Source organism: Cytobacillus spartinae, assembly GCF_042865285.1.
GTDB lineage: Bacteria > Bacillota > Bacilli > Bacillales > Cytobacillaceae > Robertmurraya_A > Robertmurraya_A spartinae.
This window is the reverse complement of record NZ_JBIACK010000015.1, coordinates 47847-73959: the sequence shown is the minus strand read 5'-3', so window position 1 is coordinate 73959 and position 26113 is coordinate 47847. Positions and strand designations below refer to the sequence as shown.

Annotated in this window: 28 protein-coding genes and 1 other annotated feature (1 of these 29 running past the window's edge); of the genes, 5 read left to right on the top strand and 23 right to left on the bottom strand. The window is 37.3% G+C overall.

What is annotated here, in order from left to right; all coding sequences use genetic code 11:
• Positions 1 to 97 (bottom strand) — a binding site (T-box leader); it reaches 130 nt to the left of the window's first position.
• A 1040-nt stretch (positions 98 to 1137) separates the two neighbouring features.
• The 6 genes from ACFYKX_RS22620 to ACFYKX_RS22595 form a co-directional block, all read right to left on the bottom strand.
• A complete protein-coding gene (locus ACFYKX_RS22620) occupies positions 1138 to 1914 on the bottom strand; it encodes a 3-hydroxybutyrate dehydrogenase (RefSeq protein ID WP_389363837.1) in 777 nt (258 codons plus the stop codon).
• Between the two features lie 12 nt (positions 1915 to 1926).
• On the bottom strand, positions 1927 to 3246 hold the full coding sequence (locus ACFYKX_RS22615; protein WP_389363835.1) for a GntP family permease: 1320 nt from the start codon (positions 3244 to 3246) through the stop codon (positions 1927 to 1929).
• A 178-nt stretch (positions 3247 to 3424) separates the two neighbouring features.
• Positions 3425 to 4087 (bottom strand): 3-oxoacid CoA-transferase subunit B, encoded by a 663-nt coding sequence (locus ACFYKX_RS22610; protein ID WP_389363833.1) that lies wholly within the window; start codon positions 4085 to 4087, stop codon positions 3425 to 3427.
• 20 nt (positions 4088 to 4107) lie between these two features.
• Positions 4108 to 4794: a CoA transferase subunit A gene (locus ACFYKX_RS22605; protein WP_389363831.1), complete on the bottom strand. Its 687-nt coding sequence runs from the start codon at positions 4792 to 4794 to the stop codon at positions 4108 to 4110.
• Positions 4795 to 5039: 245 nt separating this feature from the next.
• The gene (locus tag ACFYKX_RS22600) at positions 5040 to 6404 is read right to left on the bottom strand and encodes a sigma-54 interaction domain-containing protein (RefSeq protein WP_389363829.1); all 1365 of its coding nucleotides are present in this window, start codon (positions 6402 to 6404) and stop codon (positions 5040 to 5042) included.
• Between the two features lie 128 nt (positions 6405 to 6532).
• Positions 6533 to 7252 carry a toast rack family protein gene (locus tag ACFYKX_RS22595; protein WP_389363827.1) on the bottom strand — a complete coding sequence of 240 codons (720 nt, stop codon included), beginning with the start codon at positions 7250 to 7252 and terminating at the stop codon, positions 6533 to 6535.
• A 204-nt stretch (positions 7253 to 7456) separates the two neighbouring features.
• Between ACFYKX_RS22595 and ACFYKX_RS22590 the strand changes: the two genes are divergently transcribed.
• Complete coding sequence (locus tag ACFYKX_RS22590; protein ID WP_389363825.1) at positions 7457 to 9133, top strand: GGDEF domain-containing protein; 1677 nt, start codon at positions 7457 to 7459, stop codon at positions 9131 to 9133.
• Between the two features lie 41 nt (positions 9134 to 9174).
• Here the strand turns inward: ACFYKX_RS22590 and ACFYKX_RS22585 are convergent, their stop codons facing one another.
• The 16 genes from ACFYKX_RS22585 to ACFYKX_RS22510 form a co-directional block, all read right to left on the bottom strand.
• Complete coding sequence (locus ACFYKX_RS22585) at positions 9175 to 10359, bottom strand: MDR family MFS transporter (protein ID WP_389363823.1); 1185 nt, start codon at positions 10357 to 10359, stop codon at positions 9175 to 9177.
• 470 nt (positions 10360 to 10829) lie between these two features.
• Positions 10830 to 12257 carry an ammonia-forming cytochrome c nitrite reductase subunit c552 gene (locus ACFYKX_RS22580; RefSeq protein ID WP_389363822.1) on the bottom strand — a complete coding sequence of 476 codons (1428 nt, stop codon included), beginning with the start codon at positions 12255 to 12257 and terminating at the stop codon, positions 10830 to 10832.
• Entirely contained in the window at positions 12250 to 12774 is a 525-nt protein-coding gene (locus ACFYKX_RS22575) for a cytochrome c3 family protein (RefSeq protein WP_389363820.1), read from the bottom strand. Before ACFYKX_RS22575 ends, ACFYKX_RS22580 begins: the two co-directional genes overlap by 8 nt.
• Before the next feature lie 54 nt (positions 12775 to 12828).
• Positions 12829 to 13341, bottom strand: a complete 513-nt coding sequence (locus ACFYKX_RS22570; protein ID WP_389363818.1) for a TlpA family protein disulfide reductase — start codon at positions 13339 to 13341, stop codon at positions 12829 to 12831.
• Positions 13342 to 13356: 15 nt separating this feature from the next.
• On the bottom strand, positions 13357 to 13488 hold the full coding sequence (locus ACFYKX_RS22565) for a CcmD family protein (RefSeq protein WP_389363816.1): 132 nt from the start codon (positions 13486 to 13488) through the stop codon (positions 13357 to 13359).
• 67 nt (positions 13489 to 13555) lie between these two features.
• A complete protein-coding gene (locus tag ACFYKX_RS22560) occupies positions 13556 to 14266 on the bottom strand; it encodes a cytochrome c biogenesis protein (protein ID WP_389363814.1) in 711 nt (236 codons plus the stop codon).
• Complete coding sequence (locus ACFYKX_RS22555; RefSeq protein WP_389363813.1) at positions 14266 to 14949, bottom strand: heme exporter protein CcmB; 684 nt, start codon at positions 14947 to 14949, stop codon at positions 14266 to 14268. Before ACFYKX_RS22555 ends, ACFYKX_RS22560 begins: the two co-directional genes overlap by 1 nt.
• Positions 14946 to 15650, bottom strand: a complete 705-nt coding sequence (gene ccmA / locus ACFYKX_RS22550) for a heme ABC exporter ATP-binding protein CcmA (RefSeq protein WP_389363812.1) — start codon at positions 15648 to 15650, stop codon at positions 14946 to 14948. The genes ACFYKX_RS22555 and ccmA overlap by 4 nt, the downstream gene beginning before the upstream one ends.
• 29 nt (positions 15651 to 15679) lie before the next feature.
• Positions 15680 to 16024 (bottom strand): hypothetical protein, encoded by a 345-nt coding sequence (locus ACFYKX_RS22545; RefSeq protein ID WP_389363811.1) that lies wholly within the window; start codon positions 16022 to 16024, stop codon positions 15680 to 15682.
• Positions 16025 to 16026: 2 nt separating this feature from the next.
• Positions 16027 to 16392 carry a hypothetical protein gene (locus ACFYKX_RS22540; protein ID WP_389363809.1) on the bottom strand — a complete coding sequence of 122 codons (366 nt, stop codon included), beginning with the start codon at positions 16390 to 16392 and terminating at the stop codon, positions 16027 to 16029.
• Positions 16393 to 16428: 36 nt separating this feature from the next.
• Entirely contained in the window at positions 16429 to 16908 is a 480-nt protein-coding gene (locus ACFYKX_RS22535; protein ID WP_389363807.1) for a cytochrome c-type biogenesis protein, read from the bottom strand.
• 54 nt (positions 16909 to 16962) lie between these two features.
• Complete coding sequence (locus ACFYKX_RS22530) at positions 16963 to 18918, bottom strand: heme lyase CcmF/NrfE family subunit (RefSeq protein WP_389363806.1); 1956 nt, start codon at positions 18916 to 18918, stop codon at positions 16963 to 16965.
• Between the two features lie 15 nt (positions 18919 to 18933).
• On the bottom strand, positions 18934 to 19383 hold the full coding sequence (locus ACFYKX_RS22525) for a cytochrome c maturation protein CcmE (protein ID WP_389363801.1): 450 nt from the start codon (positions 19381 to 19383) through the stop codon (positions 18934 to 18936).
• Between the two features lies 1 nt (position 19384).
• Complete coding sequence (locus ACFYKX_RS22520; protein WP_389363799.1) at positions 19385 to 20344, bottom strand: hypothetical protein; 960 nt, start codon at positions 20342 to 20344, stop codon at positions 19385 to 19387.
• 399 nt (positions 20345 to 20743) lie between these two features.
• A complete protein-coding gene (locus ACFYKX_RS22515; RefSeq protein ID WP_389363797.1) occupies positions 20744 to 20926 on the bottom strand; it encodes a glycogen biosynthesis protein GlgD in 183 nt (60 codons plus the stop codon).
• Between the two features lie 12 nt (positions 20927 to 20938).
• A complete protein-coding gene (locus ACFYKX_RS22510; RefSeq protein ID WP_389363795.1) occupies positions 20939 to 21202 on the bottom strand; it encodes a YtzC family protein in 264 nt (87 codons plus the stop codon).
• A gap of 266 nt (positions 21203 to 21468) precedes the next feature.
• On the opposite strand from ACFYKX_RS22510, the gene ACFYKX_RS22505 reads away from it, so the two are divergent.
• A complete protein-coding gene (locus ACFYKX_RS22505) occupies positions 21469 to 22434 on the top strand; it encodes a TIGR01212 family radical SAM protein (protein ID WP_389363793.1) in 966 nt (321 codons plus the stop codon).
• Between the two features lie 36 nt (positions 22435 to 22470).
• Positions 22471 to 23043: a class I SAM-dependent methyltransferase gene (locus ACFYKX_RS22500; RefSeq protein ID WP_389363791.1), complete on the top strand. Its 573-nt coding sequence runs from the start codon at positions 22471 to 22473 to the stop codon at positions 23041 to 23043.
• Positions 23044 to 23077: 34 nt separating this feature from the next.
• On the opposite strand, the gene ACFYKX_RS22495 is transcribed toward ACFYKX_RS22500, so the two are convergent.
• Positions 23078 to 24172 carry a tetraprenyl-beta-curcumene synthase family protein gene (locus ACFYKX_RS22495; RefSeq protein WP_389363789.1) on the bottom strand — a complete coding sequence of 365 codons (1095 nt, stop codon included), beginning with the start codon at positions 24170 to 24172 and terminating at the stop codon, positions 23078 to 23080.
• Positions 24173 to 24563: 391 nt separating this feature from the next.
• On the opposite strand from ACFYKX_RS22495, the gene ACFYKX_RS22490 reads away from it, so the two are divergent.
• Positions 24564 to 25085 (top strand): gamma carbonic anhydrase, encoded by a 522-nt coding sequence (locus ACFYKX_RS22490; RefSeq protein ID WP_389363787.1) that lies wholly within the window; start codon positions 24564 to 24566, stop codon positions 25083 to 25085.
• Between the two features lie 141 nt (positions 25086 to 25226).
• A complete protein-coding gene (locus ACFYKX_RS22485) occupies positions 25227 to 26108 on the top strand; it encodes a C39 family peptidase (RefSeq protein ID WP_389363785.1) in 882 nt (293 codons plus the stop codon).
• Positions 26109 to 26113 lie beyond the last annotated feature (5 nt).

Genomic DNA, 26113 nt, shown 5'->3' with positions numbered 1-26113 from the left:
CAAGAGGCGAGTTCATGATGGGCCTGATTGACTTTCACCAACCGTCAACTCTCTAAAACAGGGTTACACCACTACTATTCCTCGTCATAGTCATTCATTTATAAAAGTATAACGTTATTTTATTAGATTTCTCTTGCGGATGCAAGTCAATGTATAGATAGTTGCTATTTTATGTAAAAAAATGGGTTTTGTGACTTATTTCAGGGTAACTAACTACATAGTATACCTATATTTCCGCGATAGTTTAGAACTTTTCCGCGATTTTATCTCCTTGGGCGCGGTACGATTCCCTGCCTTCCCTGCCACGAATTCAGCGTTTTATCCTTGGTCACGGCACGATTCCCCGCCTTCCTTACCGCGAATTCCCCATTTTCTCCTTGGGCGCGGCACGATTCCCCGCCTTCCTTACCGCGAATTCCCCATTTTCTCCTTGGGCGCGGCACGATTCCCTGCCTTCCTTACCACGAATTCACCATTTTCTCCTTATTCACGGCACGATTCCCTGCTTTCCTTACCGCGAATTCCCCATTTTCTCCTTAGGCGCGGCACGATTCCCCGCCTTCCTTACCGCGAATTCACCATTTTCTCCTTGGGCACGGCACGATTCCCTGCCTTCCCTGCCACGAATTCTCCATTTTCTCCTTGGGTGCGGCACGATTCCCCGCCTTCCTTACCGTGACTTCCCTATTTTCTCCTTTGGCGCGGCACGATTCCCCGCCTTCCCTGCCACGACTTCCCCATTTTCTCCTTGGGCGCGGCACGATTCCCCGCCTTCCTTACCGCGACTTCACCATTTTCTCCTTGGGCGCGGCACGATTCCCCGCCTTCCTTACCGCGACTTCCCTATTTTTTCCTTGGTCGCGGCACGATTCCCTGCCTTCCTTACCACGACTTCGCTATTTCCTCCTTGGTCGCGGCACGATTCCCTGCCTCCCCTACAATGACTTCACCATTTTCTTTTTAGGCGCGGCACGATTCTCCGCTTTTCTTAGGTGCCATGCTAAGCTTAAACAGCATTACATTAATAGTTTTTAAACATAAACATAATAACAAACACACTCACTGAAAACTCGAGTTTGTAAGCAAATATAAAAAGACAGCCCCCCACAAAAGGAGCTGCCTTCCCAACACATATTCCTACTGAACCGTATATCCACCATCCATAACAACAGCCTGGCCAGTAACACCTTTAGCTTTATCACTCGCTAAAAAGATTGCATAATCAGCGATTTCATCAACCTCTAACAATCTCTTTTGCGGTACTAATGGGTAAATAACCTCTTCTAGCACTTTTTCTAATGCTACATTTCTAGTTTTTGCTAGGTCAGCTAACTGATTTCGTACTAGAGGTGTATCTACATACCCAGGACAAATAGAATTCACTGTAATTCCATGTGGAGCTGTCTCTAGTGCAGCTACCTTCGTTAAACCAATAACGCCGTGCTTTGCACTATTGTATGCAGCTTTTCCAGCAAATCCAACTAGACCGTTAATCGATGCCATATTAATAATTCTTCCAAACTGCTTTTCTTTCATATACGGTAATGCATGTTTGATGGCAATGAATGGTGCCGTCAGCATAACCTTAATCATGAATTCAAATTTCTCAGTTGGAAAATCCTCAATATAAGACACATGTTGTAATCCTGCATTGTTGATTAAAACATCAATTGATCCAAAATGGTTTACTGTTTGTGAGATTGCCTGCTTAATATCTTCTTCAGAAGTCACGTCACATTTAATCCCTAACGCGTCGTATCCTTCTTCTTTTAACTTATCAGCAGCCTCTTTAACCGCTTCTTCTTGAATGTCTGTTAAAACAACTTTTGCACGCTCTGAAGCAAATTTTTTACCGATTTCATAACCAATTCCTTGTGCAGCTCCAGTTATGAAAACTACTTTATTTTCAACCATAAAATCCCCTTCCTAAATACCCAATCCGAATGAGAACAAGATGATAGCTAAAGCAACACCGATTAACGGTACAATAACCGTAACAGCTCCTACCGCACCATAAGCGTCTTTGTGAGTCTCACCACAGATGGCTCTTACCGTTGTTACAACATATCCATTATGAGGTAGTGAATCTAATGCACCTGAAGATATGGCAACAACCCTGTGTAGAGCTTCCGTATTTACGCCCATGTCCATATAATGTGGGGCAATTAAAGGTAAAGCAATTGCCTGACCACCTGATGCTGAACCTGTCATCCCAGCAATAACACTTACTGCGATAGCTCCACCGATTAGTGGACTTCCTGGAATACTTGTCATGAAATCTACTGCTGTTGCGAAGGAAGGAACAGCCTTAGCAACTCCACCAAATCCTACTACTGCAGCCGTATTACCGATAGCAATTAATGCACCTAGTGTACCTTCAGAAACTGCATTCCAGAAATTCTTAAAGTATTTACGATTTAATAGATAAGTAGCAATTACTCCACCAAGTAGGGCAATAATAAGTGCTGATTGTTTTAGTGAATCATGGAAAATGAAAGAAATCACTAATACAACTAGTAATGGAACAAATCCCATAAATGGATTTGGTAAATCTCTCTCCTCAGATACTGGATCTGAATTTCTAGCAACAAATCCTTCTCCCTTTGCGACAGCCTTCGTGATCATGCGTTTTAACCACCAATATCCAAAAATCATCATGAACACTGCAACAATTAAACTGACTTCCCATCCTGCATAAGGTGAAGTTCCTAAGTAATCAATTGGAATCCAGTTTTGAATTTCTGGAGAACCAGCTGATGTCATCGTAAATGTTACTGATCCAAATGCTAAAGCGGCTGGAATAAATCTTCTTGGTAAATCCGCTTGTTTGAATAAGCTTAACGCCATCGGATAAACAGAGAACGCTACAACGAATAAGCTCACTCCTCCATAAGTTAACACAGCACAGGCAATGACGATTGCTAAAACAGCATACTTCATTCCTAATTTATCAACGATAAGTTTAGAAACGCTATCAGCTGCCCCACTATCCTCCATAACCTTACCAAAGATAGCACCTAATAAGAACATTAGATACCAAGCAGTCACAAACCCAGAAAATCCAGTCATGTAGTTTCCAACTAAGTTTGCTTCCCCTTCACCAACCAATTGTGGAAACAATGGCATTCCATTTAAAACTGCTACAAATAGAGCTGATAATGGACCTGCTACAAGCAAGTTCATCCCTCTCATCGTTAGCACGATTAGTAATACTAATCCACCAACTAAACCTATCATACCTAGCATTTCTTTTCCCCCTTAATTGTGAATGTTGATCCTACGGGCTTTTTCCCCAAGTTAAAAAGTATATGAAAAGTACAAATTCTTTAGGAAAAAATCCATAGATTTATAGTCATTATTTTTCTAAATAAAAGAAAAATAACAAATACCCCTTTGTAAAAAGCCATTGATTAAAAGCCGACGGTTATACCGTTACCCCTACTTTTACATCGTCAATAATCAAAGTTGATTCTGTGGAATTTACAATATCTTCTACTGTAAAGCCTTCAAAAACTTCAACAAGCTTCAGACCAGCCTCAGTAACATCAATAACTGCTCTTTCCGTAATAATACGGTTAACAACTTTCTTACCAGTTAAAGGTAAGCTGCAAGCGTTTACAATTTTTGGGCTTCCATCCTTTGAAACATGCTCCATGATCACAATGATTTTTTGAGCCCCGTGCACCAAGTCCATTGCACCGCCCATCCCCTTAATCATCTTTCCAGGAATCATCCAGTTAGCTAAATCTCCGTCACTAGAAACTTCCATGCCACCAAGGATTGCAACATCTATGTGTCCCCCTCGAATCATTCCAAATGACTCTGCACTACTGAAATAAGAAGCTCCCTTTATTGCAGTTACTGTTTCTTTTCCTGCATTGATTAAATCAGCATCTACCTCATCCTCTGTCGGATATGGGCCAATACCTAGCAAACCATTTTCAGACTGAAGCACAACTTGTTTATTTTCCTGAATAAAGTTGGCTACTAATGTAGGCATACCGATTCCAAGATTAACATAGTTGCCATCATTAATTTCTTGCTCTGCTCGTTTCGCAATACGCTCTCTTAAGAGTTTTTTATCCATAAATTTACCTCCTCTACGACTTATCTTGTTGTTACTCTCTCAATTCTCTTCTCTTGTTTCGCAACAAGTAGCCCTTGCACATATATCCCTGGAGAATGAATATGATCTGGGTTTATCTCTCCCGCTGGGACTAGTTCCTCTACTTCTGCAATCGTTACCTTACCCGCTGCAGCAATCATTGGATTAAAGTTTCTTGCTGTTTTATTGTAAACAAGATTTCCCATGTCATCTGCCTTATGAGCTCTGACTAAACTAAAGTCCGCTTTCAAGGCTGTTTCCAACACATACTCTTTGCCACCAAAACTACGAATCTCTTTATTTTTAGCAACTTCAGTTCCGACTCCAGCTGGAGTATAAAACGCAGGAATTCCAGCGCCACCGGCACGAATTCTTTCTGCTAAGGTTCCTTGCGGGGTTAATTCTACTTCGATTTCACCAGCAAGTACTTGTCTTTCAAACTCTTTATTCTCTCCAACATAAGACCCGATCATCTTCTTAATTTGCTTGTTTTTTAAAAGCAAACCAAGCCCCCAATCATCAACTCCACAGTTATTTGAGATAACAGTTAAATCTTTTGTTCCTTTTTCGACTAGGGCTAGGATTAATTGTTCTGGAATACCTACAAGACCAAATCCTCCAACCATAATGGTTGAACCGTCTTCAATGGATGCAACTGCTTCTAAAGGACTTTGATAAAACGCTTTCAAAAAAAGACCTCCTTAATTTGTTCTCCCTAAAAACTAATGCAACTTCCGTGCCAAAACTTAAAATAGTGCGAATTCTGTATTTTTGAAATTTTTGTGAATATTTTTTCCGAAAATCCGGAAATCAAGACTACAAAGAAATAAAGCAAAAACTTCTAATTAACAAAATAAGGTCTATAAAAGGTTGAATCTTCTAACAAAATATAAAAAGTCCGGATTTCCGGAAATTATTCCAGATATTCGGACTGTTAATTTTCAAGATTATATTTTTTTAATTTTTCATACATCGTTGACTTACTAATCCCTAATACTTTGGCTGCTGCAAGCTTATCGTCACTATATTTATTTAAGCTCTGCTGCAGTATTTTTCTCTCAGTTTCCTCTAAAATTTCTTTAAGTTTCTTTTTTCCAAGAGGATATAGAGATGTGTCCTTTATATAATCTGGTAAGGAATCAACTGTAATACTTTCATTACTGGTTAAATGGATTGCTGCTTCAATCACATTTTCAAGTTCTCTGATATTTCCGGGCCAGCTATAGCTGTTAAAGACGTCTAAAACTTCTTCCTCGACATGATTAATCCGTTTACCAGACCTTTGGGTTATCTTTTTAATAAAGAACTCGAGGAGAAACGGGATATCTTCCATTCGCTCTCGCATTGCTGGTATTCTAAACGGAATAACATTAATTCGGTAAAATAAATCCTCTCGGAACCGTTTTTCTTCCATCATTTTTTCAAGAGGCCGATTAGTAGCGGCAATAATCCTCACATCTACTGAAAGAGTTTTGGTAGACCCAACGCTTTCTATCTCACCTTCCTGGAGTGCTCTTAATAACTTCACTTGCATATTTAAAGGCATGTCACCGATTTCGTCTAAAAACAAAGTTCCCCCATCAGCTAACTGAAACTTTCCTTTTTTTCCACCTTTTTTAGCACCTGTAAAAGCTCCTTCCTCATATCCAAAAAGCTCAGATTCGAGTAAATGCTCGGGAATCGCACCACAATTTATTTTTACAAACGGTTGATGACTCCTATTGCTAAGCTGATGAATACTGTGGGCAAAGAGCTCCTTACCCGTTCCACTTTCCCCTCTGATTAGAACTGAGATGTCAGTTGCAGCAATCATCTTCACTTTCTCTTTTAAGCTACGAATCTCTTTTGATTCACCTAGAATATCCTCAATTCCGTATTTCACACTTCGATCAATATCTTGGATGTAGGTTTGGATTTTGGCAAGCATGCTCTTAACATGGCTGTTCATTTTTTTCCATTCTTGTGTATCGCGAAAAAAAACAGTACCAAAAGCACCAACTACTTCACCGTTAGATATGATAGGGATTCGGTTTGCAATCATATAATTTCCTCGTATATATTGGAGGTCCGCAATTTCTTCTTTACCGGTTTCAGCGACAATATGCATCCTAGAATTTTCAATTACATCTGTAACATGCATTCCGATTACATCATTTCTATTAACCTGAAGAAAGTCACAATAATTTTTATTAATGTATATTATTTCTCCTTGCTGATTAACGACTACTAACCACTCAAAGGCATTTTCCACAATAGTTTCAACGATTTCAATTGGAATATCTAATAGAGTCGTTCTCATAGAAATCTCCCTTACAATAAAAATTCAACTCTCTCTATATTATCATAGCGCTTACATATTTAAAGAGCTGTAAGTTTTTACCTTACAGCCCCATAAGAGATTAAATATAAGCAGTTTATCCGAAGAAGTTATTGTAGTTTAAACTCTACTTCTCCCACACCTAGTTCTGTATTTACCGTAATAACCTTATCTGAATCCTCATATACATCATTTACATAGACTCCATCCCCTTGCGAAATAAAGCCCTTAAATTCAGCACTTCCAATTCCTTTTTTCGAAACAATCTTTACACCTACATCCTTAGGTAAAAGTACTTCTGTTTTACCAACCCCCATTTTTAGATCCACATTAAAACCCTCATTCCATTCACCAGTTAAGTCTACCGTCATATCCCCAACACCAGCATTTACATCTAGAGAAGTAAGCTGAACTCCTTTTAGGCTAAGATTCGTATTTGAAGCTCCGGCGTTCACGGTTAAATCAATGGGGACGTCATTAGAAAGTTTCAAATCCCACTCGTTCTTAATGTCTCCCATTTTAATATTTGAAAGGCTTTTTTGCTTTTGCTCAATAATTAAATGCCCTTCATCACCATTCATATCATAATTAACTTTAGGTTCAAGCTTATCGTTATTGTAAACAACCTCTCCCTCTAACCACTCACCTGTTCCTTTTGAAACGATTAGCTCACCAGCACCCATATTTAATTCAACTTCTAATTTTTCCGCATCATCCTTAGCAACTTCGATTGATTTTTGCTCAGTTTTTTCTGTTGCCATAACATTACATCCTGATAATACTAACAGGGCTCCAGCAGCGGCAGCGCCTAACATCCACATTTTTTTCATTTCTAATTTCCTCCTAAGTCATCTTATACACTTATTGTAAGGAAAACTTTGGAACCTAATAACAGGCTCCCGCTTTAAAATAATCTAAGACTTAGGGCTTATATCTTTTAACGTACTATAGAAAAAGTAAATACCTTTTAGTAAAATATAGAAAAATATATTAAAATAGAAACTTATTCCTATTAATAAAGAAGGTTGAATAAAATGTTACGTCAATTTAGTCATGAGCAGCTGTTCTTTAACGCCTTTCAGAATGCTGCCATAGGGATGGCCATTATGTCGCTTGATGGTAAATGGATGAAGGTAAATCCATCTTTCTGTCAGAAAACAGGCTTATCTATGGAAGAATTATACGAATCTCATTTCTCAGATATCATTCACCCAGATGATCACGAATATATTGTAAATAAATTAAGAGAATTTGAGAATGGAGACATTAGTTATAACCAATTAGAAGTCAGGTGGATCGACAAACAACAAAGAGTTTTATGGGGGAATGTGACCACTTCTTTAGTTAGTGATCAACAAAACGAACCACTTTTTTTAATTGTTCAAATTGAGGATATAACCGAGAGGAAACAAATTGAAGAAAATTTACTAAAAAGTGAAGAACTTTTTAGAAATATGTTGGACAACTCTCCAGATCCAATGGCAGTTCATACCGATGGCGTTCTTGTTTATGCCAATTATGCAGCAGCGAAAATTGTTGGTGCCAAGGACCCTTCCCAGGTTATTGGAGTAAAAATTGAAGAGTTTTTGGAACCTTCTTTTATAGAAAAATCAAATGAAGTACAAGAGTACGTAAAAAGTACTGGCCATTCATTGGAAAATGTGGAATTTCAATTAAAAACAGCTACAGGAGAAACAGTCGAGATTATCCTTTCTTGTTCATTAATTACCTTTAATGGAAGAGATTCGATTCAGGTTAGTTACAAAGATATTACTACTAGAAAGACTTTAGAAGAAACACTCTCGAGAAATCATATGCGTCTTCAGGGGATGTTTAACGAGGCAGGAGTTGCGATTGCCCTAGTGGACGGAAATACAGGAAAAACGATTGATTGTAATCCGGCGCTAGAATTATTTACAGGATATACAAAAGATGAATTATCAAAAATGTCCTTTTCCGACTTTACCCATAAAGATGATATTTTAAAAGATTTATCTCTTTTGACAAAGCTTCTTGCGAGGGAAATGTCTTCTTATCGTATGGAAAAAAGATATGTGACAAAATCAGGAGAAATTGTCTGGGGATTGCTAAATGTATCCCTTCTTGAAGATGTAAGTCCAAATTATGTAATCGGTGTTGTTCAAGATATTACCCAACAAAAACAAGTGGAAGAGAAACTCCAAATCGCTAACAAACAGTTGACCCTGTATTCTTATCAAGATGGATTAACAGGTATCTTTAACAGAAGATATTTTGATGATTATCTACAAACCGAATGGAATCGAGCTTACCGTGAAGGAACACCTCTCACACTAATTTTGTTCGATTTAGATTGCTTCAAACTGTATAACGATACGTACGGACATAATCTCGGTGATATGTGCTTGAAGAAAGTAGCCGAAACAGCCAAAAATACAGCTATGCGTCCTGGGGATGTAGTTGCTCGTTATGGTGGAGAAGAGTTCGCTATGATTCTTCCAAATACTCATAAGTTTGGCGGGGAAAAAAAGGCCGAGGAATTAAGAGCAAGAATTGAAGAACTGGCTATTCCACACATCCGTTCAAAAGTAAGCACTTTTGTAACTATTAGTGTCGGGGTGGCAACGATAACCCCTACCGCTCATGAGCTTCCTTCGACTATTATACAAGCAGCCGATGAAGCCCTTTACTTGGCGAAAAAAGAGAATAGAAACTGTATCAGAGTGTATTAAAAATAAACGGAGAGATATCCTACATATCTCTCCGTTTTGTATTAAGAAACTTTGGAAGCTAAGTTTTCTCCTTCTTTTAGCTTTTTATCATAAATGGATGTTGTAAATATGGCTACGACAAATAATAAAATTAATACCGTAAAGAGCATAGACATCCCATACAGATCCACTAGCACACCGCCTAATAGAGGCCCTATCATTCTTCCTCCTGTTGCCGTACTATTTACAATTCCTTGATAAAACCCTTCTCGACCCTTCGGTGCAAGCTGGTCAGCAATGGTTGGAACAGCTGGCCATATTAACATTTCCCCAATAGTTAAAATAACCATCGCAGTTACAAACGCAGAAAAATGATTGGCTGATGCAGCAACTGCAAACGAACCAATAAAGATCACCATACCAACAAGCATCTGTGATTTTAGGCTTTTACCGAAGTACTTAATCGCCCTATTCATAAATGGCTGTCCTAGCACAATTAGGGCACCATTTACTGTCCATAGAATACTGTATTGCTTCAAGGTAATGTTAATTTCTTGTGTATACGCGGCAATTGTAGACTGCCATTGCACATAACCAATCCAGCATAACAAATAACCAAAGCACAAGATTAAAAGAGCATAAAGCTTCGTGTAATTTTTTATCACTGGTTTTGCCTGTATAATATTTGTTTGGTTTCCCTTTGTTTCGATTCCACGATAGCCAAAGACAGCAATCAAGAGGAAGACAATATACATAAGTGCATTAGCAATAAATATTAACTGAAACGAATAAGAAGCAACAAGCCCTCCTAGAGCTGCACCGACTGCAACACCTACATTTTGTGCAACATATATAGCGTTAAAGGCTCTTCTTCCACCTTCTTTCCAAACAGAACCAGCCATCGCGTACATGGAAGGAAACACAATCCCTGATCCGAAACCGGTAATCGTTAAAAACACTACATATGCTGGCCATCCGTGCCAGAAGGTTAATCCTATTAAGGATAAGGCTGTAATTCCAATCCCTAAAAGAATCGACTTATATCCACCAATTTTATCGAAAAGATATCCTCCGATTAGGTTTCCGATGACACTTGCTGCTGAGTTTAACATTAATACAAATCCTGCAATGGAAAGGGACTTTCCTAAGTGTTCATGAATGTAGATCGCATTTAAAGGCCATAAAAAAGAAGAGCCTGTTACATTCACTGCCATCCCTATAATTAATAGCCATAAGGCACGTGGCATGAAGAAAAACTCCCATCTCTTAAAAATATACATCTCTCAATCTCTAAAGATAGTGGTAAAAAAAGACCTCGTTCTAACTAAATTTTTTCAATGTTTCATTTACCTAACAAGATTAATGGACATATTTATTACATTTATTTCGTACACCAAAACAATTTTATTTGTTTTTTAACACCCCTGCAATATAAATCTTCTCAATTGGAAAATATTTTAAAATTCTGGATATAGTCCGAGCTTTGCAATGGAGATTTAAAAATCTTAGAAGAATTTAACATATCTAGTCAAAAAGTTTCTTTCATCTTAGGCATAGGGATCTTTGGGGCTGAAGACATTTGGATCAACCAGTAGAAAACTTTATATTTAAGGTGTAATTATTGCTTTTACATTGACAGATGTTCATAAATTTGTCACTATAAAGAAAACACCGTACATGAATTTTGTACAGTGTTTTCATTCTCGTTTATTTTAATCTATTTTTTTGGAGCTGGCTGTTGAGTAGGGAAGTAACTATTAATAGCATGTTCTTTCTTTTTAAAGTTATCTTTCTCTCCAGTAACAGCCTTCTTCACTTTTTCTATCTCTTTATTTAACTCTTCTAGGCTGACACCTTTTTTCACAAGTTCCTCAGTAGCGATTAAGATTGCTGCATTAGATTCTACCTCAGATATACGTAAAGTATCCATTCCGCCTTGTGGATTATGGAAGCCTGCACCATTCTCAGCTGCAACGATATCCCACATCCATTGACCTTTTCTAACATGTTCCTGTGCTTGTTTTATTTTAGCTTCATCGACACCGCTAGTAATCATTTTATTAATATAATAGTGCGCAGTAATGGAAACATCCTCCGCTTTGTGAAGTGCCTTCATATGGGTATCTTGAATATCCCCTACACGCTCTTCTAACTCTTCTATGTCTCTATTACTATGACAAGTTGCACAAGATTCTTCCATTGTCTTAAGAGGTGAAGTCCACCAGTGAGAAGTAATCTTCTTTTTACCGTCTGCTCGCTCATATGGCATATGGCAATCTGAACAAGATACATCAGCTTTTCCATGCGGACCTTCCATATGAGTTTCAAACTCTGGATGCTGTGCTTTTAAGATTGGTGTGCCCGATACCGTATGAATCCAGTCCTGTTCAAATCCTGTATCTTTCGCAATCGTATCATAGTATTCGTACATTTCTTCAGGCTTGAAGCCTTCTGCCCATGGGAATGTAACTTCGCCATTTTCAGGAGCAAAATAGTACTCTACGTGACATTGACCACATACAAAAGAACGCATTTCATTTTTCGTCGGATTTGAAACGTCTAACCCTTGTGATTCCATTGCTTTAATAAAACTTGGGCGTGTAATTCTTAAATCCATCGTTTCAGGATCATGACAATCAGAACATCCGATTGCTGAGTGCCCCATTTCTTCAGCCTTTGGCCAAATATCTTTGTTAAAGTTACCTCCCCAGTAATCGTCTCCCATTTCCTCAATCATATGAGGAACTGCACTTGATTTACAAGTTAAACACGACCCTATTGACTTATCTGTGATACGTGCAATGTCTCGAACATCTTGGTTCGCATACACGTGCCCACGATCTTCATTATATTCAGTTGCAAATCCATAACCATTAAACAATATTGGTAGATATGGCTCCTTATCAGGATCATACTTACTACGTTTAACGGATCCACCATATTTTGTATCTTCTTCTTCTTCATTTTTCATGTAACTGTTATATTGAAGCGGAAACAAATCCTTGAAAGCTTCATTATTTATTTCGTCCTTTGATAATCCTGTCGTCAGTTCAGCGGAACTATTTGCTTGTTCAGTTGAGCAACCTGATATCAGCAACATAACAGCAACTAGGATGAGAAATGATATATGATATTTCCTAGCCATTGTCTAATGTCCCTCCTTTATCTTCTAATAGTTCACCAGGCTTTGGTGGTTTAAAGTAATCTTCTGTTTTGAATCCTTTTCCATGCGGTACCTCTTGGTGACAACTCATACAGCTATCCTTCGAATCATGGGAAACGTTATCAAGCGTACTTTCATGGCAGTCTACACAGTTTTGCTGAATGACTTCCATTGAATTATCTGTTGCATGTAATACATCTGGGATTTTTTCGCTCCCTATCGTGTTATAGTACATGTGACTCATACCTGCTTTTGCTTTGTAAGCAAGCTTGCCCACTTTAGTTTCATGTGGTAAATGACAATCATTACAAGCCAATTTCGCATGTGTTGAATCAGTAAAGGAAGCATGTACATTGTTCATGATGTGACAACTTTGACAAAAGTCTGCTGAATCTGTATAGGCTAATGTTTTTGCAGTAACTGCGGAAATAACAATTCCTGTAAAAACCCCTATCAGTATTAGTAATTTTTTATCGATTGAGAATAATTTCTTTAGCATTCATTTCACCTCCTTCCAATCAGAAGATTCTATTAAAACGCAAATCACAGCATTTTAATCTTGGTTGAGGTGCATGTTTTCAATTAGTTCAATAAGTTTAGCCTTGGTTGTTGGTCCCGTAAATCTCTCACGTATCATTCCATCCTTGTCAATAATGATCGTATCAGGCTGACCAATAACACTGTATTCCTTTGACACTTCTTCCTTCGTGTCCAATAAGTATGTGAGTTCTGATTTTGTATCGTTTATATATTTTTCCATTCTTTTCTTCGTTTCACCCTTAGCTACAATAAGGATTTCCGCTTGGTCATATTCGGTCCCAAACGCCTCTAGCTCAGGGGCTTCTTCAATACAAGGATCACACCATGTTGCAAAGAAGTTGACCACTACTACTTTCCCTTTATAATCGGACAAAGTATGAGAATTCCCATTCATGTCAATTAATTCAAAATCAATGGCAGCATCACCAGGGTTTGCTGAAGCTTTCCCTTTAAGGCCGGTTAAAAGAACACTTAATATAGCTGTAACTGCTATTAATACAATTAGTGGAACGAGTTTTTTCCTCATTCTCTATCACCTACTCTATTGTTCTGAGTTCCATTCTTTTAATACTTGAAGATCCTTTTTAAGTTGGCTTTGTCTTCTTCCTAGTACAAAAATGTATCCTGAAAGTAACGCCCAAATTACCGTATAAGCTGTAAATAGATATTCCATTTTTTCTTCCTCCTATAAGTTTTTTATAAGTGCTTTCTTCTAAAAAAATGTTACAGAGTAACTCTACTTAACTAGCAAGTCTTTCAATGGCTTTGTTTTTCGCCTTTTTCAACTGAAGTCTCATTTTCTCAATTTGTGTTCCTTTATTCATTAGGAAAGAATAGAGCAATGTGATGGTTCCAATACAGAATAGCAAGGTAACTAGCATATCAGGCTCAATCCCTCCACCTGACTGGTTTTTCCCTTCACCAAAAACGACCGGATGAAGCTTCGTATTCCACCAGCGAATAGCCATAAAAACAATTGGAACGTTTAAACAGCCAATAATTCCGAATACCGATGAGAGTTTAGCTATTTTCTCCCAAGATCCTTCCATTTTCCTTACAAAAAGGTACGCCACATAAATAAACCAAAGGATCAATGTGGTTACAAGTCGCGGTTCCCATGTCCACCAAGTGTTCCACGCTGATTTACCCCAAATCATCCCTGTGATTAGCGTAATAGTCGTAAATAAAACACCTATTTCAGCAGATACACCAGCTTTTATGAACCGATCTTCTGTTGGCTTCTTCAAAGTTAGGACACTGTAAAAACCTACTACAAAAAAGGCTAAAAACGCTACCCAGGCACTTCCTACATGAAAGTAAAAAATCTTTTGTGTCACACCCATTTGTTTTTCAATAGGCGACCAAACAAATACTAGATATAAAGATATGAAAAAGGCTGGTACTAATAAGTAAAATAGGACTCTATCAAGCAGATTAGATGTGGGTTTCATTACGATCCCTCCATAATATATTCAAATAAGAAAAAGCAAGCGGCTAAAAACAGTAAGTCGTATGCAATAATCATCTGCAGCCATGACACTGCATCGCTTATCCCATCATTGTTTAGGACAATTCTAGTAGCCTGAACTGCCGCGATCATAAGTGGGCTCAATAGTGGTAGCAATAATACCGGAAGTAGCATTTCACTATTTTTGGCATTGGCTGATAAAGCAGCTAAGAATGTTCCGATAATAATAAATCCTAAAGTTCCTAATAAGACAATTAATAAAAACCAAATCATTAATCCGTTAAATTTGTAATCAAATAGAATGAATAAAACTGGAACACTCATTACTTGAACAATGGAAACTAACACATAGTTTGCTAGTACTTTGCCAAGGTAAATACTAACGGGATCAATTGGGGCTACTCTTAAGCCAATTAAAGAATCGTTTTCTTGTTCAGATATAAAAGATCTATTTAGTCCTAATAACCCTGAAAAGATGGTGATGATCCATACCAAACCTGGAATGACAGCTTTTACTGTGTTATTGGTCGGGTCAAAGGCGAAACTGAATACAAGAATCACTAGACTCGAAAAAATAATCATAATACCAATCGTTTGTTTTGACTTTAATTCGTTTCGCAAATCCTTTTCCGCAATCGTCCACGCATCTGATATAAGAGACATCATCCCTTTGTCACCGCCTTTTCATACCAGGCTTTCAATGTTTGTAGATTCATGTTATCTACAACCTCTGTTTCAGCAACTATTTTTCCTTTATCCAGAACGACCACTCTCTTGCAAAGGTTTAATACTTGCTCGAAGTCATGAGAGATTAGTAATATTCCCGTTCCATCCGTCTGCTTTTCTTTAATGATGGAATTCAGAACTTTTACGGCCTCTTGGTCTAGTCCCGTATGGGGTTCATCCAGAAAGAGAAGTTCTGGTTCAGGCAATAGTACTCTTGCTATAGCAAGTCGTTGCATCATCCCTCTTGAAAATGAGCGTATGGGTATATCTTTAAAGTAGTGCAAACCTACTTCCTTTAATAATCTTTGAGATTTTTCTTCGATATTTTTCACTTTATATAGCTTTCCGTAAAACCTTAAATTTTCCACGGGCGAAAGAGTGTTGTAAAGAAATGATTCATGGCCTAAAAACCCAATCTTCTTTTTCAACAATGGTGAGTTCTTTTTAATAATTTCCTGATCTAAAATAATTTCACCACTTGTAGGCTGTAATAATCCGACCGTACACTTAAAAAAAGTACTTTTTCCTGCACCGTTAGGACCTATTACTGCTAAGCTTTCTCCGCGTCTTAATGACAAGGACACATTCCGTAAGATGGTTTTATCGCCAATGATTTTTGTTATTTGTTTTAACTCAAGCATATCTCCCAACTCTTTCAATAGGTTTATTCCTAAGTGAATTTAATCAGTTCGTTTTTCACATGTTCTAGGTGCTCTTTGTACTCGTCTATGCTCTTTTCGTAAAGTTCGATTGAAATGTCTCCTTGCTTTTTTTGCTTTTCAAGCATTACGATCTGCTGCTCTATTACTCTTCTCTTATTCAACAAATGCTGAAACATGTTTTCAGTTGTATCAATCTTATTTTCCCTCAAGCTTTTCCTTTTTTTCATATAAAGAAAAACTATTACACCTATAATGACAACCAGCACTAAATGTGGTTCGATACTTCTTAGAACCGGAGTTGTTAGCCAAAAGGTTATGAGCCACTCTGGATGAAAAGGGGGAAATTCACTCATCACTATTTCCTCCCTTTTTGTTTACGAAGGGCTTCTAACTCTTTAATAATTTCGATATCGATTTCTTTTTGGCTTCCTTTCCCTTTTTTCTCTTGGTTAGGGATAGAGTCACCTTCCTCTTTTAGGAGGTTTGCTGCCATAAGATTGTATTTCTTTTTCATGATTTCGAAGTCTTCCTTAGAGATCTTTTTCATTAAAAAATCCATCTCTATTTCATTAACTGTCGCATATATCATCTCTAATGATGATGTGTGTTCATCTTCTTTAGATAGAATCAGTTTGCCACCGCCATAAAAAAATGGAGCAATGATAAAATAGAAGCATGTAATAATGATAACTGAACCTATTACTAGGAATATATAATCCACTTTTTATCGCTCCTTCCTCGAGCTAGGTCTTTAACTCTAAAATAACTTTCTGCGTTCCTCTTCAATCGTTTGTTCAAGGATTTTCTGCTCTGTTTCTGAATAATCTTTTTCTAAGAAAGGGCTAGTCTCAACTACTTTTGGCTCTTTTACCGTAAGCCTCTTAATTCCGAATGCAACTACAATGGCTCCAATTAAAAATCCGAATGCCGGCATTCCCCAAGCGATAACTCCGCTTCCTTTCGTGTCGGGTGTTCTTAATGCTGCTTGGCCATACTCTGATACATAATAATCAAGAATTTCTTTCTCACTTTTACCTTGGTCTAACATTTCAACAACCTCATCATAATAAACTTTCTGTATCGTACAAGTTGAAAATTCATGGTCTGCGTGTCCTTGCATATCTAGTTGTACAATGATGTCGCGGAATTCCTTTGAGTTATAATTTTCATTAGCTATCACGAGTGACGGTATGACAATTAGATAAAAAGCAGTTAATAAAAGGACCTTAGATTTCAACTGTATCACCTACCTTTTGTATCCTTTACTAGAGTACAAATTTACTAGAATCTATTAGCGTCTGTATCTGATTGTGGATGTTTTTCCTCCTATTAATGCAACTGCAGTACCAACTACCATAATGATTCCACCTAACCAAATCCAGCTAACAAATGGATTTACTTTTACTACAAATGTGACCTTATCCTTGTTTTCCCACGAGCTAAGAACAAGGTATAAATCTTGACTCCAGTTTGTTTTGATGGCTACTTCTGTTGAAGGCTCTGGCCATGTTTCATAGAAGATTTTTTCAGGCTTGATTTTTCCAATATCCTCGCCTTTGTACACAACCGAGATGTCAGCGTAGACAATCCCATTATTGTTTCTAGTAGTCTCTGTTAATTCATTAAAAGTTAATTCATAGTCTCCAATTGTAATGGTTTCACCAGTATTTACAGTCTTCATTACTTCTTGCGAGTAGGCATGAGATGAAATGACCCCTACTGCCAAGACCGCAATCCCTATGTGAACAATATATCCCCCGTAACGCCTTTGGTTTTTCATCGTTAATCGAACTGCAGCCTGTAAAAATCCTTCTTTAGTTGCTTTTCTCCGAGCCATCATCCCCCGCCAAAATTCTAGAAGGTGGACAGCAAACATAAAGAAGGTCGTAGATAGACCAATAATCGCAAACGTACCCCTAACTCCTATAATCAATAAGATAACTCCGAATACTGTACCAGCTACAAGTGGTGGTAAAGTATTTTTAATAAATCGATCTAGTGCTGCTTTTTGCCATGTAATTAATGGACAAATAGCCATTAATAGAATGAGTGATAAAAAGATCGGTGCCATGACCTTATTAAAGTATGGTGGACCAACATTGATTTTCGTTCCTGTAAATGTTTCGGAAATTAATGGGTACATCGTTCCCCAAAATACCGCGAACGTTGCTGCAATTAAGATGAAGTTATTCAGCAAGAAACTACTTTCTTTTGAAAAATAAGAATCTATTGGGACACTTTCTTTTTTAATCAGTTGATAGCGACTCGCTACTACATAGATGGATAAAAGAATCATAAAACTCATAAATATTAAGAAGTACGTTCCTAGATTTCCATCTCCAAACGCGTGGACACTTGTTAAAATACCGCTTCTAACTAGAAAGGTACCAAATAGTGTTAAGACATAGGAAAGAATGATTAACACTAAGTTCCACGTTCTTAACATCCCTTTACGTTCTTGAATCATCATGGAATGAAGAAATGCTGAAACTGTTAACCATGGCATAAAGGATGCATTTTCAACCGGATCCCATGCCCAGTAGCCTCCCCAACCTAACTCTAGGTAGGCCCACCAACCACCGATGATGTTACCCAGTGTTAAAAACAACCAAGCAACTAACGTCCAACGTCTCGTTAATTTAATCCACTCTGCATCCATTTTCTTCAACAGTAGGGCAGCTATTGCATAAGCAAAAGGAACCGCAAGTCCAACATAACCAAGATATAAAGTAACAGGATGAAGGATCATTCCTGGGTGTTGAAGCATCGGGTTGAGTCCCTTTCCATCTGCAGGAATCTTATCTGTCATTTCAAATGGGTTCCCACTTAAAAGCATGACAAGGTAAAAGAAAGCAATATTTAATAACAAAATAATAGCTACATAAGGGACCATTATATTTTGTTTCTTTTTGGATAAGACTACCATTCCAATATATACACTCAATAAGAACGTCCATAATAGGAGTGAGCCTGCATTCCCTGCCCAAAAGGCGGTTAATTTATAGACAATGGGTAAATCCAAATTTGTATAGGATGCTACATACTTATACTGAAACTGACTTGTTCCAAGGATGTAAAGCAATAGAAATGTACATATACCGGTAACAAAGGTGATGGATAACACGCCACCTCTAGCGCTTTCCAACCATTTGTTGCTTTTACTTTTAATTCCGATCATATAAGCAACGATTGAGTATAGGGAGATAATTAAACCAAGGATTAAAGCTATATTTCCAATTAAGTACATATGAACCCCCGCCTGTTAGTTGTTCTGCTTTTCTTTGTAGAGCTCTTTATGCATTTCTGAATCGTAGTTTTCTATGTCTTCACCTTCATATTTCGAAGGACATTTCGTTTGAACCTTTTCTGCTTCAAACACGCCTTCCTTTGTAATAAACCCTTCTACTATAACAATTACATCCTGCGTGAAGTTATCAGGCTTTACACCCTCATATCGAATAGGGAGGTTCTCTGTTCCTTCTTCATATATTTCGAATTTCAATACAATATCGTCTGGATTCCAATCGATTGAGGATACGTCTAGAAGACCTTGTGTCATAATGTATTTTTCCTCATAAGACTCCTTGTTCGAGAGCACCTCGTCTATGGTAAGTTCTTTGCTCCCTGCGCTTGGCATCGTAGAAAAAAACATAATCGCAATAGCCGCTGCAACAAGAGACAAACCAAAAATGATTTTTTTATTTTTTGACATGTCACTTTCCTCCAATCTTTTTTAATAAATCGTTGTACTCTTGCTCTGAAATACTACCTTCTATTAACATCGCTCTTAATCTAGCTTTTTTATCTTCATTTGGATGCTGATCAGTTACTTGGTTAGCTGGTTTCTTTATTTTTCTTTTCCTCTTTAAAAGGAACATTAAGACAGCTCCCGAAAGGATGCTTATTCCCCCAACAACTGAAATACTCATAACGACTGGAAGAGTCTTATTTTCTTTTGTTACTCCTTCGCTCTCTGAGGAATTCCCGGCCATTTCATTGATTATGTCCATTGTTGTTCTCGTCTCGGCTCTCTTGTATTCAATTTCAAACTTTCTAACCTCATCTCGTTCCATTCCTTGTAACTGATACATAAACATGTTCATTCCATAAGGGTTCTGTTGATGAGATTCAGCAGCAGGAGTCATTTTGAAATTCTCTGCCTTCAATGGTTCTAAAATAATTAGAGAAGTAATTCCAATATCCGCAAAGCTTTTGTATTCGTACGAAAACGATTTACCATCCTCACTGGTTTTAATTTGATCTGTGTAGTATTCAATAACGAATTTGTATAATTCTCCAGGGTAAATCTCTTCACTTGTTTCCCAAGATATTAATCCGTTCTTTTTATCTAGTTCATATTCGATTTCATTCATTTCCGTATAATCTCGGTTGTAGTCGGCTACAAAACCGATACGGAAATTCTTTTCCTTCGTTGGAAGGGGGATTTCGATTTGTCCTTTTTGTGGTTGTTCCGTTTTATTCATCAACGTTCCATGGTAACCAACTAGCAAGGTAGGTTGCTTTTCTTTCTTATCTTCTGGATGATACGCAAACTCTGGCATTACCTGTATTTCTAATTCCTCCATAGACAACACTTGATTCTCCTCTGCAAGAGGAGAGATGGGGAAGAGAATCACAAAACAAGCAATTATATATTGAGCTACTCTTTTCATCTTTTTACACCCTTTCAAAATGCGATGATTTTGGCACCAACATGATTTAATCATCGCCCGTTTAACGATTACTTTCTGGTTCAAATTAGTTATCCTACCAATTTGAATTTTTTGTGAACGTCTTCACAAGTAAGTTTTTTAAAAAAGCATTCGATCAATCGATATTTGTTTTTTTGTCTAACTTATTTAAACCATTTTGTAATGCTTCAATTCTGTGACCTAATTCACAGTTTCTCTTCTAGATGGTTACCACTTTGTGAACGACAAAAAATGGCATATTCCTCATGTCTTTTTAACCATGCTATAAGAACTATTAATTATGAGAGTTTACCGGAATTATTTTAATATATCTTTTTGGTTATAAAGAAAAGGCCGACCAAGAAGGTCAGCCTTTTCATGTTATGAAGATTGCTCAGGTTCTGGGTGGAATTTTGATTTAACTGGTTGCCCACCCATTTTTTCATATTTTTTCTTAGAAGACTTAACCGGGTCATAGTCTTGGCCAAGTTCGAGGTCCTGATTATTGATGCCGTTCCGGGTTTTTTGTTCTGGATTATTCTGTTTAGAGCGTTTTTTGACCATTCTTACCTCTCCTTAGTGATCATTTAGAGTCATATTGTTTTGCAGCTGTTGTAGTTGTAGCCTCATACGGTGAAGCTGCTCACGCTGTTGTGAATTTGAACTCAATGCCAGTTGAGCCAAATCATTATAAGCATCCTCTAATTGCTGCATGGCTCTTGTATAATCATCATCATTGTAATGCTCTTGCCTGCTGCTCTCTTTATATTCCTCATGTGCATTCCTAATAGCGTCCTCACACTGTTGAAGAAGGTCTTCTACCGATTGACGTGTTGCCATCTTTGTAACCCCCTGTCAAAAGTTAATAAGCATGTTGAAGCTAAAATGTGCTTCTTTTTTATTTTGCTCACTTCAACATTTTGCTACCACATATTCGGTCATATAAATACTTCCAATTCCATTTATATTTGGATAAGCAATCTCGTTCATGGTAAAATTCACTTTATGTGTAGAGTCAGTTTCAATCACTTAAAATAAATCTTTTTATGAGCCCAAGGCGGTAAGTAAGTACCTTACAAATAACTTTTAAAGGAGGTTAACCGTTCATGAAGCAACCTAATCCATTTAAATACGCGTATGATGACAAACGCTACCACACGTGGAATTACCACTTACGACAACACTTTGGACATAAAGTATTTAAAATTGCTTTAGACGGTGGATTTGATTGTCCAAACCGCGATGGTACAGTGGCCCACGGTGGTTGTACGTTTTGTAGTGCCGCAGGTTCTGGAGACTTTGCAGGCAACCGAGTTGACGATTTAGAAACACAATTTAAAGAAATAAAAGATAAAATGCATCAGAAGTGGAAAGACGGTAAGTATATGGCTTATTTCCAAGCCTTTACAAATACACATGCACCCGTGGAAGTCCTTAAAGAAAGATACGAGAAAGTTCTTCATGAAGAAAATGTAGTCGGACTTTCGATCGCAACGCGCCCAGACTGTTTACCAGACGATGTGGTTGATTATCTAGCTGAACTTAATGAACGAACCTATTTATGGGTTGAACTCGGTTTGCAAACCGTACACGAACGCACAGCACTACTTATTAATCGTGCCCACGATTACGACACCTATATTGAAGGCGTCAATAAACTTCGCAAACATGGAATTCGCATTTGTTCCCATATTATTAACGGACTCCCATTAGAAACCCCGGAAATGATGATGAAAACAGCTGAGGAAGTAGCCAAATTAGATGTTCAAGGTATTAAAATTCATTTACTCCATCTGTTAAAAGGGACTCCAATGGTGAAGCAATATGAAAAAGGAATGCTAGAATTTTTGAAATTTGATGACTATGTAAACTTAGTATGTGATCAACTTGAAATTTTACCTCCGGAAATGATTGTTCATCGGATTACTGGTGATGGCCCTATTGATTTAATGATTGGTCCAATGTGGAGTGTAAATAAGTGGGAAGTGCTTAATGCCATCGATGCCGAGTTAAAAAGAAGAAACAGCTATCAAGGAAAGTTTTACAACAGAGTAGGCCGCGAAGTACTCTAGTCTAGTACGGAATACTTTTAGGAGAGGATATTTAGAGTGAAACTTGATCGAATTTTACCTTTTGCAAGACAACTTCTACAAAAAGCACTTCAGCCTGGTGACATCGCCGTTGATGCTACTTTAGGCAATGGCCACGATACTTTATTTCTTGCAGGTCTAGTTGGCGAAAATGGGCATGTTTACGGCTTCGACATACAAGAAAAGGCTCTTGAAGCTTCAAATAGTCGATTGCGTGAGAATGGGCTTTCTAGCAGGGTAACACTTTTTAATGAAGGGCATGAGCACATTTCTACTGCTATTCCGCTTGAGCAACATGGAAAGGTAATGGCTGCGATTTTTAACCTAGGATATTTGCCTGGTGGTGATAAATCGATCGTTACAAAGCCTGAAACCACGATTGCTGCGATTGAACAGCTAATTGAAATGATGGCTCCTGAAGGAATCATTGTCTTGGTCATTTATCATGGACATGAAGAAGGCGCCGTTGAAAGAGATTATTTGCTTCAATTTGTTAGGGAATTAGACCAGCAGACTGTACATGTACTTCAGTATCAATTTATCAATCAGCAAAACCACCCACCATTTATCATTGCCATTGAAAAAAGATAGTATGTTTTTGCATACTATCTTTTTTTCATGACAGCTATTTAGTAGTCATTTTACCCGTCTTAGCAGGTAACCACTTCTGAAATGTACGATATGCTCTCCCATTCCAGTAAAAAAAGGAACTGATTGGGCCACCACTTTTAATCATTTCTCGGGCTAGACGTTTAATGGATTTTTGTTTTCTTACTTTTTCGTCTGAAAGATAAATTCCTAATAACCCCCGGTTAATTAAACGGTGAAACTGACGATGAGGTAAGCTCTCCGTATGTTTATCAGCTTCAATTACAAAATGCTTTAACCGTTCAAAAAGTTCTTGTTCACTCTTATAATAAAAGCAAAAATTCAAGTCTCCACCTAACCTGTCTTCTTCTTGATCTATAAAGTAGTCAAGTAGGATGTGAAGACCTTGAATGTAAGGGAAATAACCATTATGGATGTTAGCTGTATCTTTTTCTGTAAAATCATCACTCATTCCGTAGGAAACGAGGCAGAAAATTCCAAGCGTTGACCCTGAGCATGCAGAGAATTCATACCACTCCATTTCAGGAATTTCATCCTTAAGACCCTTAAACCAATTTTGCAATCGTGGAACCCTTTCCTCGACTTTTACATGTTTATGTATTTGCAAATCACAGTAATGCTGACAAAGCTCTAATAGACTTTCCTTTATATGTTCGTAATTACCCATATCACTTAAGACACTTTGGCAAGTAGTAACTAAGTCACGGAGGTAACCACCGTCATCTTGCTCATGTCGGAACCTATAATAATTTACCTGCTCTTTATTTAAAGATAAAGCACCCTTCATTGAATCATGTATAGCTTCAAAATCCAATGGATCCAGAGATGTACTCCGATCACATAAATTGTCTAAATAATCGCTAATCGTTTGGTAAGCAACAATAAACTTTATTGCACTTTTATAGTGCTCCTTAGCTAAAAGCGCTAAGATTCCACCACCCTCACAATGAAATGTTTTATGTTCAATACTAGCTAAGGCCTGTTTTTGTAACTCAGGGTTAGGGATGGTTGTAGCTCTTTCCTTCCAATAGGATAACTCTTTATGAACAGTAGGTAATATTTTTCGATATACTTCTGACATTAAACGAATTGGCATAGTTGGAACGGTCATTTAGACACCTCACTTAATCAATATGGCCAATATTTTTTCTAATAAAACACAACATTTTTTATTTGGTCCGTTATTGGCAAAGGCTGTTTTGGCGTATGAAACACTTTTTCACTGAATTTTTTCATGATATAAAAATTATAAAGAACTTAAAAGCAACAAAGTTTCCGGAAAAAATCCTAAGTAAATGTCCATTCTATTTCCAATTTTAACACCTTCCATCCACATGACAAGCAATAGCCATCTACAGAAGAAAATAAGTAAAATTATTTACAAAAAACAATTTACTATCATTGAAAACATTTGTGTTGGTAAAATAGAAGTAGGCCATGAGCTTTAGTGTATGTAACGGTTGTAATTATTGACTATTAATGATTCCAAGGAGAGATTATAGATGATTTACCCATTTAATAACAAGTATCCTAAAATATCTGATTCGGCCTTTATTGCCGATTTTGTAACCATAACAGGTGATGTAGAAATTGGGGATGAATCAAGTGTATGGTTTAATTCTGTGATTCGAGGGGATGTCTCTTCGACGATCATCGGAAAAAAAGTGAACATCCAGGACAACTCTATTTTACATCAAAGTCCTAATAATCCACTTATTTTAGAAGATGAAGTGACAGTTGGTCATCAAGTAATCCTACATAGCTGCATCATTAGGAAAAAAGCTCTAATTGGGATGGGTTCCATCATCCTTGACAATGCAGAAATTGGAGAGGGAGCATTTATTGGTGCCGGAAGTCTTGTTCCACAAGGTAAAAAAATCCCGCCAAACACCCTTGCATTTGGAAGACCAGCAAAAGTGATTCGCGAATTAACAGAAGAAGATATTATTGATATGAAGCGGATCTCGAGAGAATATGCGGAAAAGGCCCAGTATTATAAATCGCTACAAGACAAAAGCAAGTAGAATTTGTAATTCAATCCCTAACTATTTTTATTTAAAAGTTCAAAAGTCACAAAGTTTGCAAATAAGTTATCTTAACATATAGTGCTTTTTTACCGATATACACAATAATAACTTTTACTAGGTAGCTTGTAGGTGGTGCTAATGAATATCTTATTTTTAATAATTGGTTTACTCCTTCTACTTTTTATTTACTTGCTTATAAAAGTCAGAAAAGGAACTGGTCTATTAAAATCATCCATCATGTTTTTATCGGCTTTTTTAATCATAGTAATCGCCTTTATCTTTGAAAACTCTAAAACAACTCACATTGCAAACGCTGTGGAATCAATTAAATTATTATGGGTTCAAACACCTGTTGAGAAAACAAACACATTATTAGATAAGCATTCTGCCATCTCTATTATCAAGATTAAAGACGAGGTTTTATTAGATGCACCTGCAATCAATCAATTTCCAGAGCTACCACGTGGGTGTGAGGTAACAAGCCTTGCGATGCTTCTCCAATATACTGGTATTAATGTAGATAAAATGACTCTTGCTGAAAAAGTCAAAAAAGATCCTACACCTTATAAAGTTGAAAACGGTAAAGTATATTTCGGTCATCCCAATGTAGGATTTGTAGGTAATATGTATACATTTGATGAGAAAGGCTATGGAGTTTATCATAAGCCCATTAAAGAACTAGCTGAAACCTATTTACCAAATCAGATTACAGATTTAACAGGCTCTGGCTTTGAAGAGATTAAAATCCATCTTTCAGACGATCGCCCTGTCTGGGTCATAACGAATACGACTTATAAAAAGTTACCGAAAAATTACTTTCAAACTTGGTATACACCAATTGGAGAGGTCAATATTACACTTAAAGAGCATTCTGTTCTAATAACTGGTTATGACCAGCAATTCATTTATTTTAATGATCCTTTGACTGGCGAGAAAAATAAAAAAGCACCCTTAGTGGATTTTGAAGAATCCTGGGTGCAAATGGGAAGACAGGCAATCACCTATCTTCCTAAGGAATAAAAATA

What these genes read in the sequence shown, in the direction of transcription:
- ACFYKX_RS22620 (WP_389363837.1), bottom strand. Translation starts at nt 1,914, where the DNA reads ATGGTTGAAAATAAAGTAGTTTTCATAACTGGAGCTGCACAAGGAATT.
- ACFYKX_RS22615 (WP_389363835.1), bottom strand. Translation starts at nt 3,246, where the DNA reads ATGCTAGGTATGATAGGTTTAGTTGGTGGATTAGTATTACTAATCGTG.
- ACFYKX_RS22610 (WP_389363833.1), bottom strand. Translation starts at nt 4,087, where the DNA reads ATGGATAAAAAACTCTTAAGAGAGCGTATTGCGAAACGAGCAGAGCAA.
- ACFYKX_RS22600 (WP_389363829.1), bottom strand. Translation starts at nt 6,404, where the DNA reads ATGAGAACGACTCTATTAGATATTCCAATTGAAATCGTTGAAACTATT.
- ACFYKX_RS22595 (WP_389363827.1), bottom strand. Translation starts at nt 7,252, where the DNA reads ATGAAAAAAATGTGGATGTTAGGCGCTGCCGCTGCTGGAGCCCTGTTA.
- ACFYKX_RS22590 (WP_389363825.1), top strand. Translation starts at nt 7,457, where the DNA reads ATGTTACGTCAATTTAGTCATGAGCAGCTGTTCTTTAACGCCTTTCAG.
- ACFYKX_RS22585 (WP_389363823.1), bottom strand. Translation starts at nt 10,359, where the DNA reads ATGCCACGTGCCTTATGGCTATTAATTATAGGGATGGCAGTGAATGTA.
- ACFYKX_RS22580 (WP_389363822.1), bottom strand. Translation starts at nt 12,257, where the DNA reads ATGGCTAGGAAATATCATATATCATTTCTCATCCTAGTTGCTGTTATG.
- ACFYKX_RS22575 (WP_389363820.1), bottom strand. Translation starts at nt 12,774, where the DNA reads ATGCTAAAGAAATTATTCTCAATCGATAAAAAATTACTAATACTGATA.
- ACFYKX_RS22570 (WP_389363818.1), bottom strand. Translation starts at nt 13,341, where the DNA reads ATGAGGAAAAAACTCGTTCCACTAATTGTATTAATAGCAGTTACAGCT.
- ACFYKX_RS22565 (WP_389363816.1), bottom strand. Translation starts at nt 13,488, where the DNA reads ATGGAATATCTATTTACAGCTTATACGGTAATTTGGGCGTTACTTTCA.
- ACFYKX_RS22560 (WP_389363814.1), bottom strand. Translation starts at nt 14,266, where the DNA reads ATGAAACCCACATCTAATCTGCTTGATAGAGTCCTATTTTACTTATTA.
- ACFYKX_RS22555 (WP_389363813.1), bottom strand. Translation starts at nt 14,949, where the DNA reads ATGATGTCTCTTATATCAGATGCGTGGACGATTGCGGAAAAGGATTTG.
- ccmA (WP_389363812.1), bottom strand. Translation starts at nt 15,650, where the DNA reads ATGCTTGAGTTAAAACAAATAACAAAAATCATTGGCGATAAAACCATC.
- ACFYKX_RS22545 (WP_389363811.1), bottom strand. Translation starts at nt 16,024, where the DNA reads ATGAGTGAATTTCCCCCTTTTCATCCAGAGTGGCTCATAACCTTTTGG.
- ACFYKX_RS22530 (WP_389363806.1), bottom strand. Translation starts at nt 18,918, where the DNA reads ATGTACTTAATTGGAAATATAGCTTTAATCCTTGGTTTAATTATCTCC.
- ACFYKX_RS22525 (WP_389363801.1), bottom strand. Translation starts at nt 19,383, where the DNA reads ATGTCAAAAAATAAAAAAATCATTTTTGGTTTGTCTCTTGTTGCAGCG.
- ACFYKX_RS22520 (WP_389363799.1), bottom strand. Translation starts at nt 20,344, where the DNA reads ATGAAAAGAGTAGCTCAATATATAATTGCTTGTTTTGTGATTCTCTTC.
- ACFYKX_RS22515 (WP_389363797.1), bottom strand. Translation starts at nt 20,926, where the DNA reads ATGGTCAAAAAACGCTCTAAACAGAATAATCCAGAACAAAAAACCCGG.
- ACFYKX_RS22510 (WP_389363795.1), bottom strand. Translation starts at nt 21,202, where the DNA reads ATGGCAACACGTCAATCGGTAGAAGACCTTCTTCAACAGTGTGAGGAC.
- ACFYKX_RS22505 (WP_389363793.1), top strand. Translation starts at nt 21,469, where the DNA reads ATGAAGCAACCTAATCCATTTAAATACGCGTATGATGACAAACGCTAC.
- ACFYKX_RS22495 (WP_389363789.1), bottom strand. Translation starts at nt 24,172, where the DNA reads ATGACCGTTCCAACTATGCCAATTCGTTTAATGTCAGAAGTATATCGA.
- ACFYKX_RS22490 (WP_389363787.1), top strand. Translation starts at nt 24,564, where the DNA reads ATGATTTACCCATTTAATAACAAGTATCCTAAAATATCTGATTCGGCC.
- ACFYKX_RS22485 (WP_389363785.1), top strand. Translation starts at nt 25,227, where the DNA reads ATGAATATCTTATTTTTAATAATTGGTTTACTCCTTCTACTTTTTATT.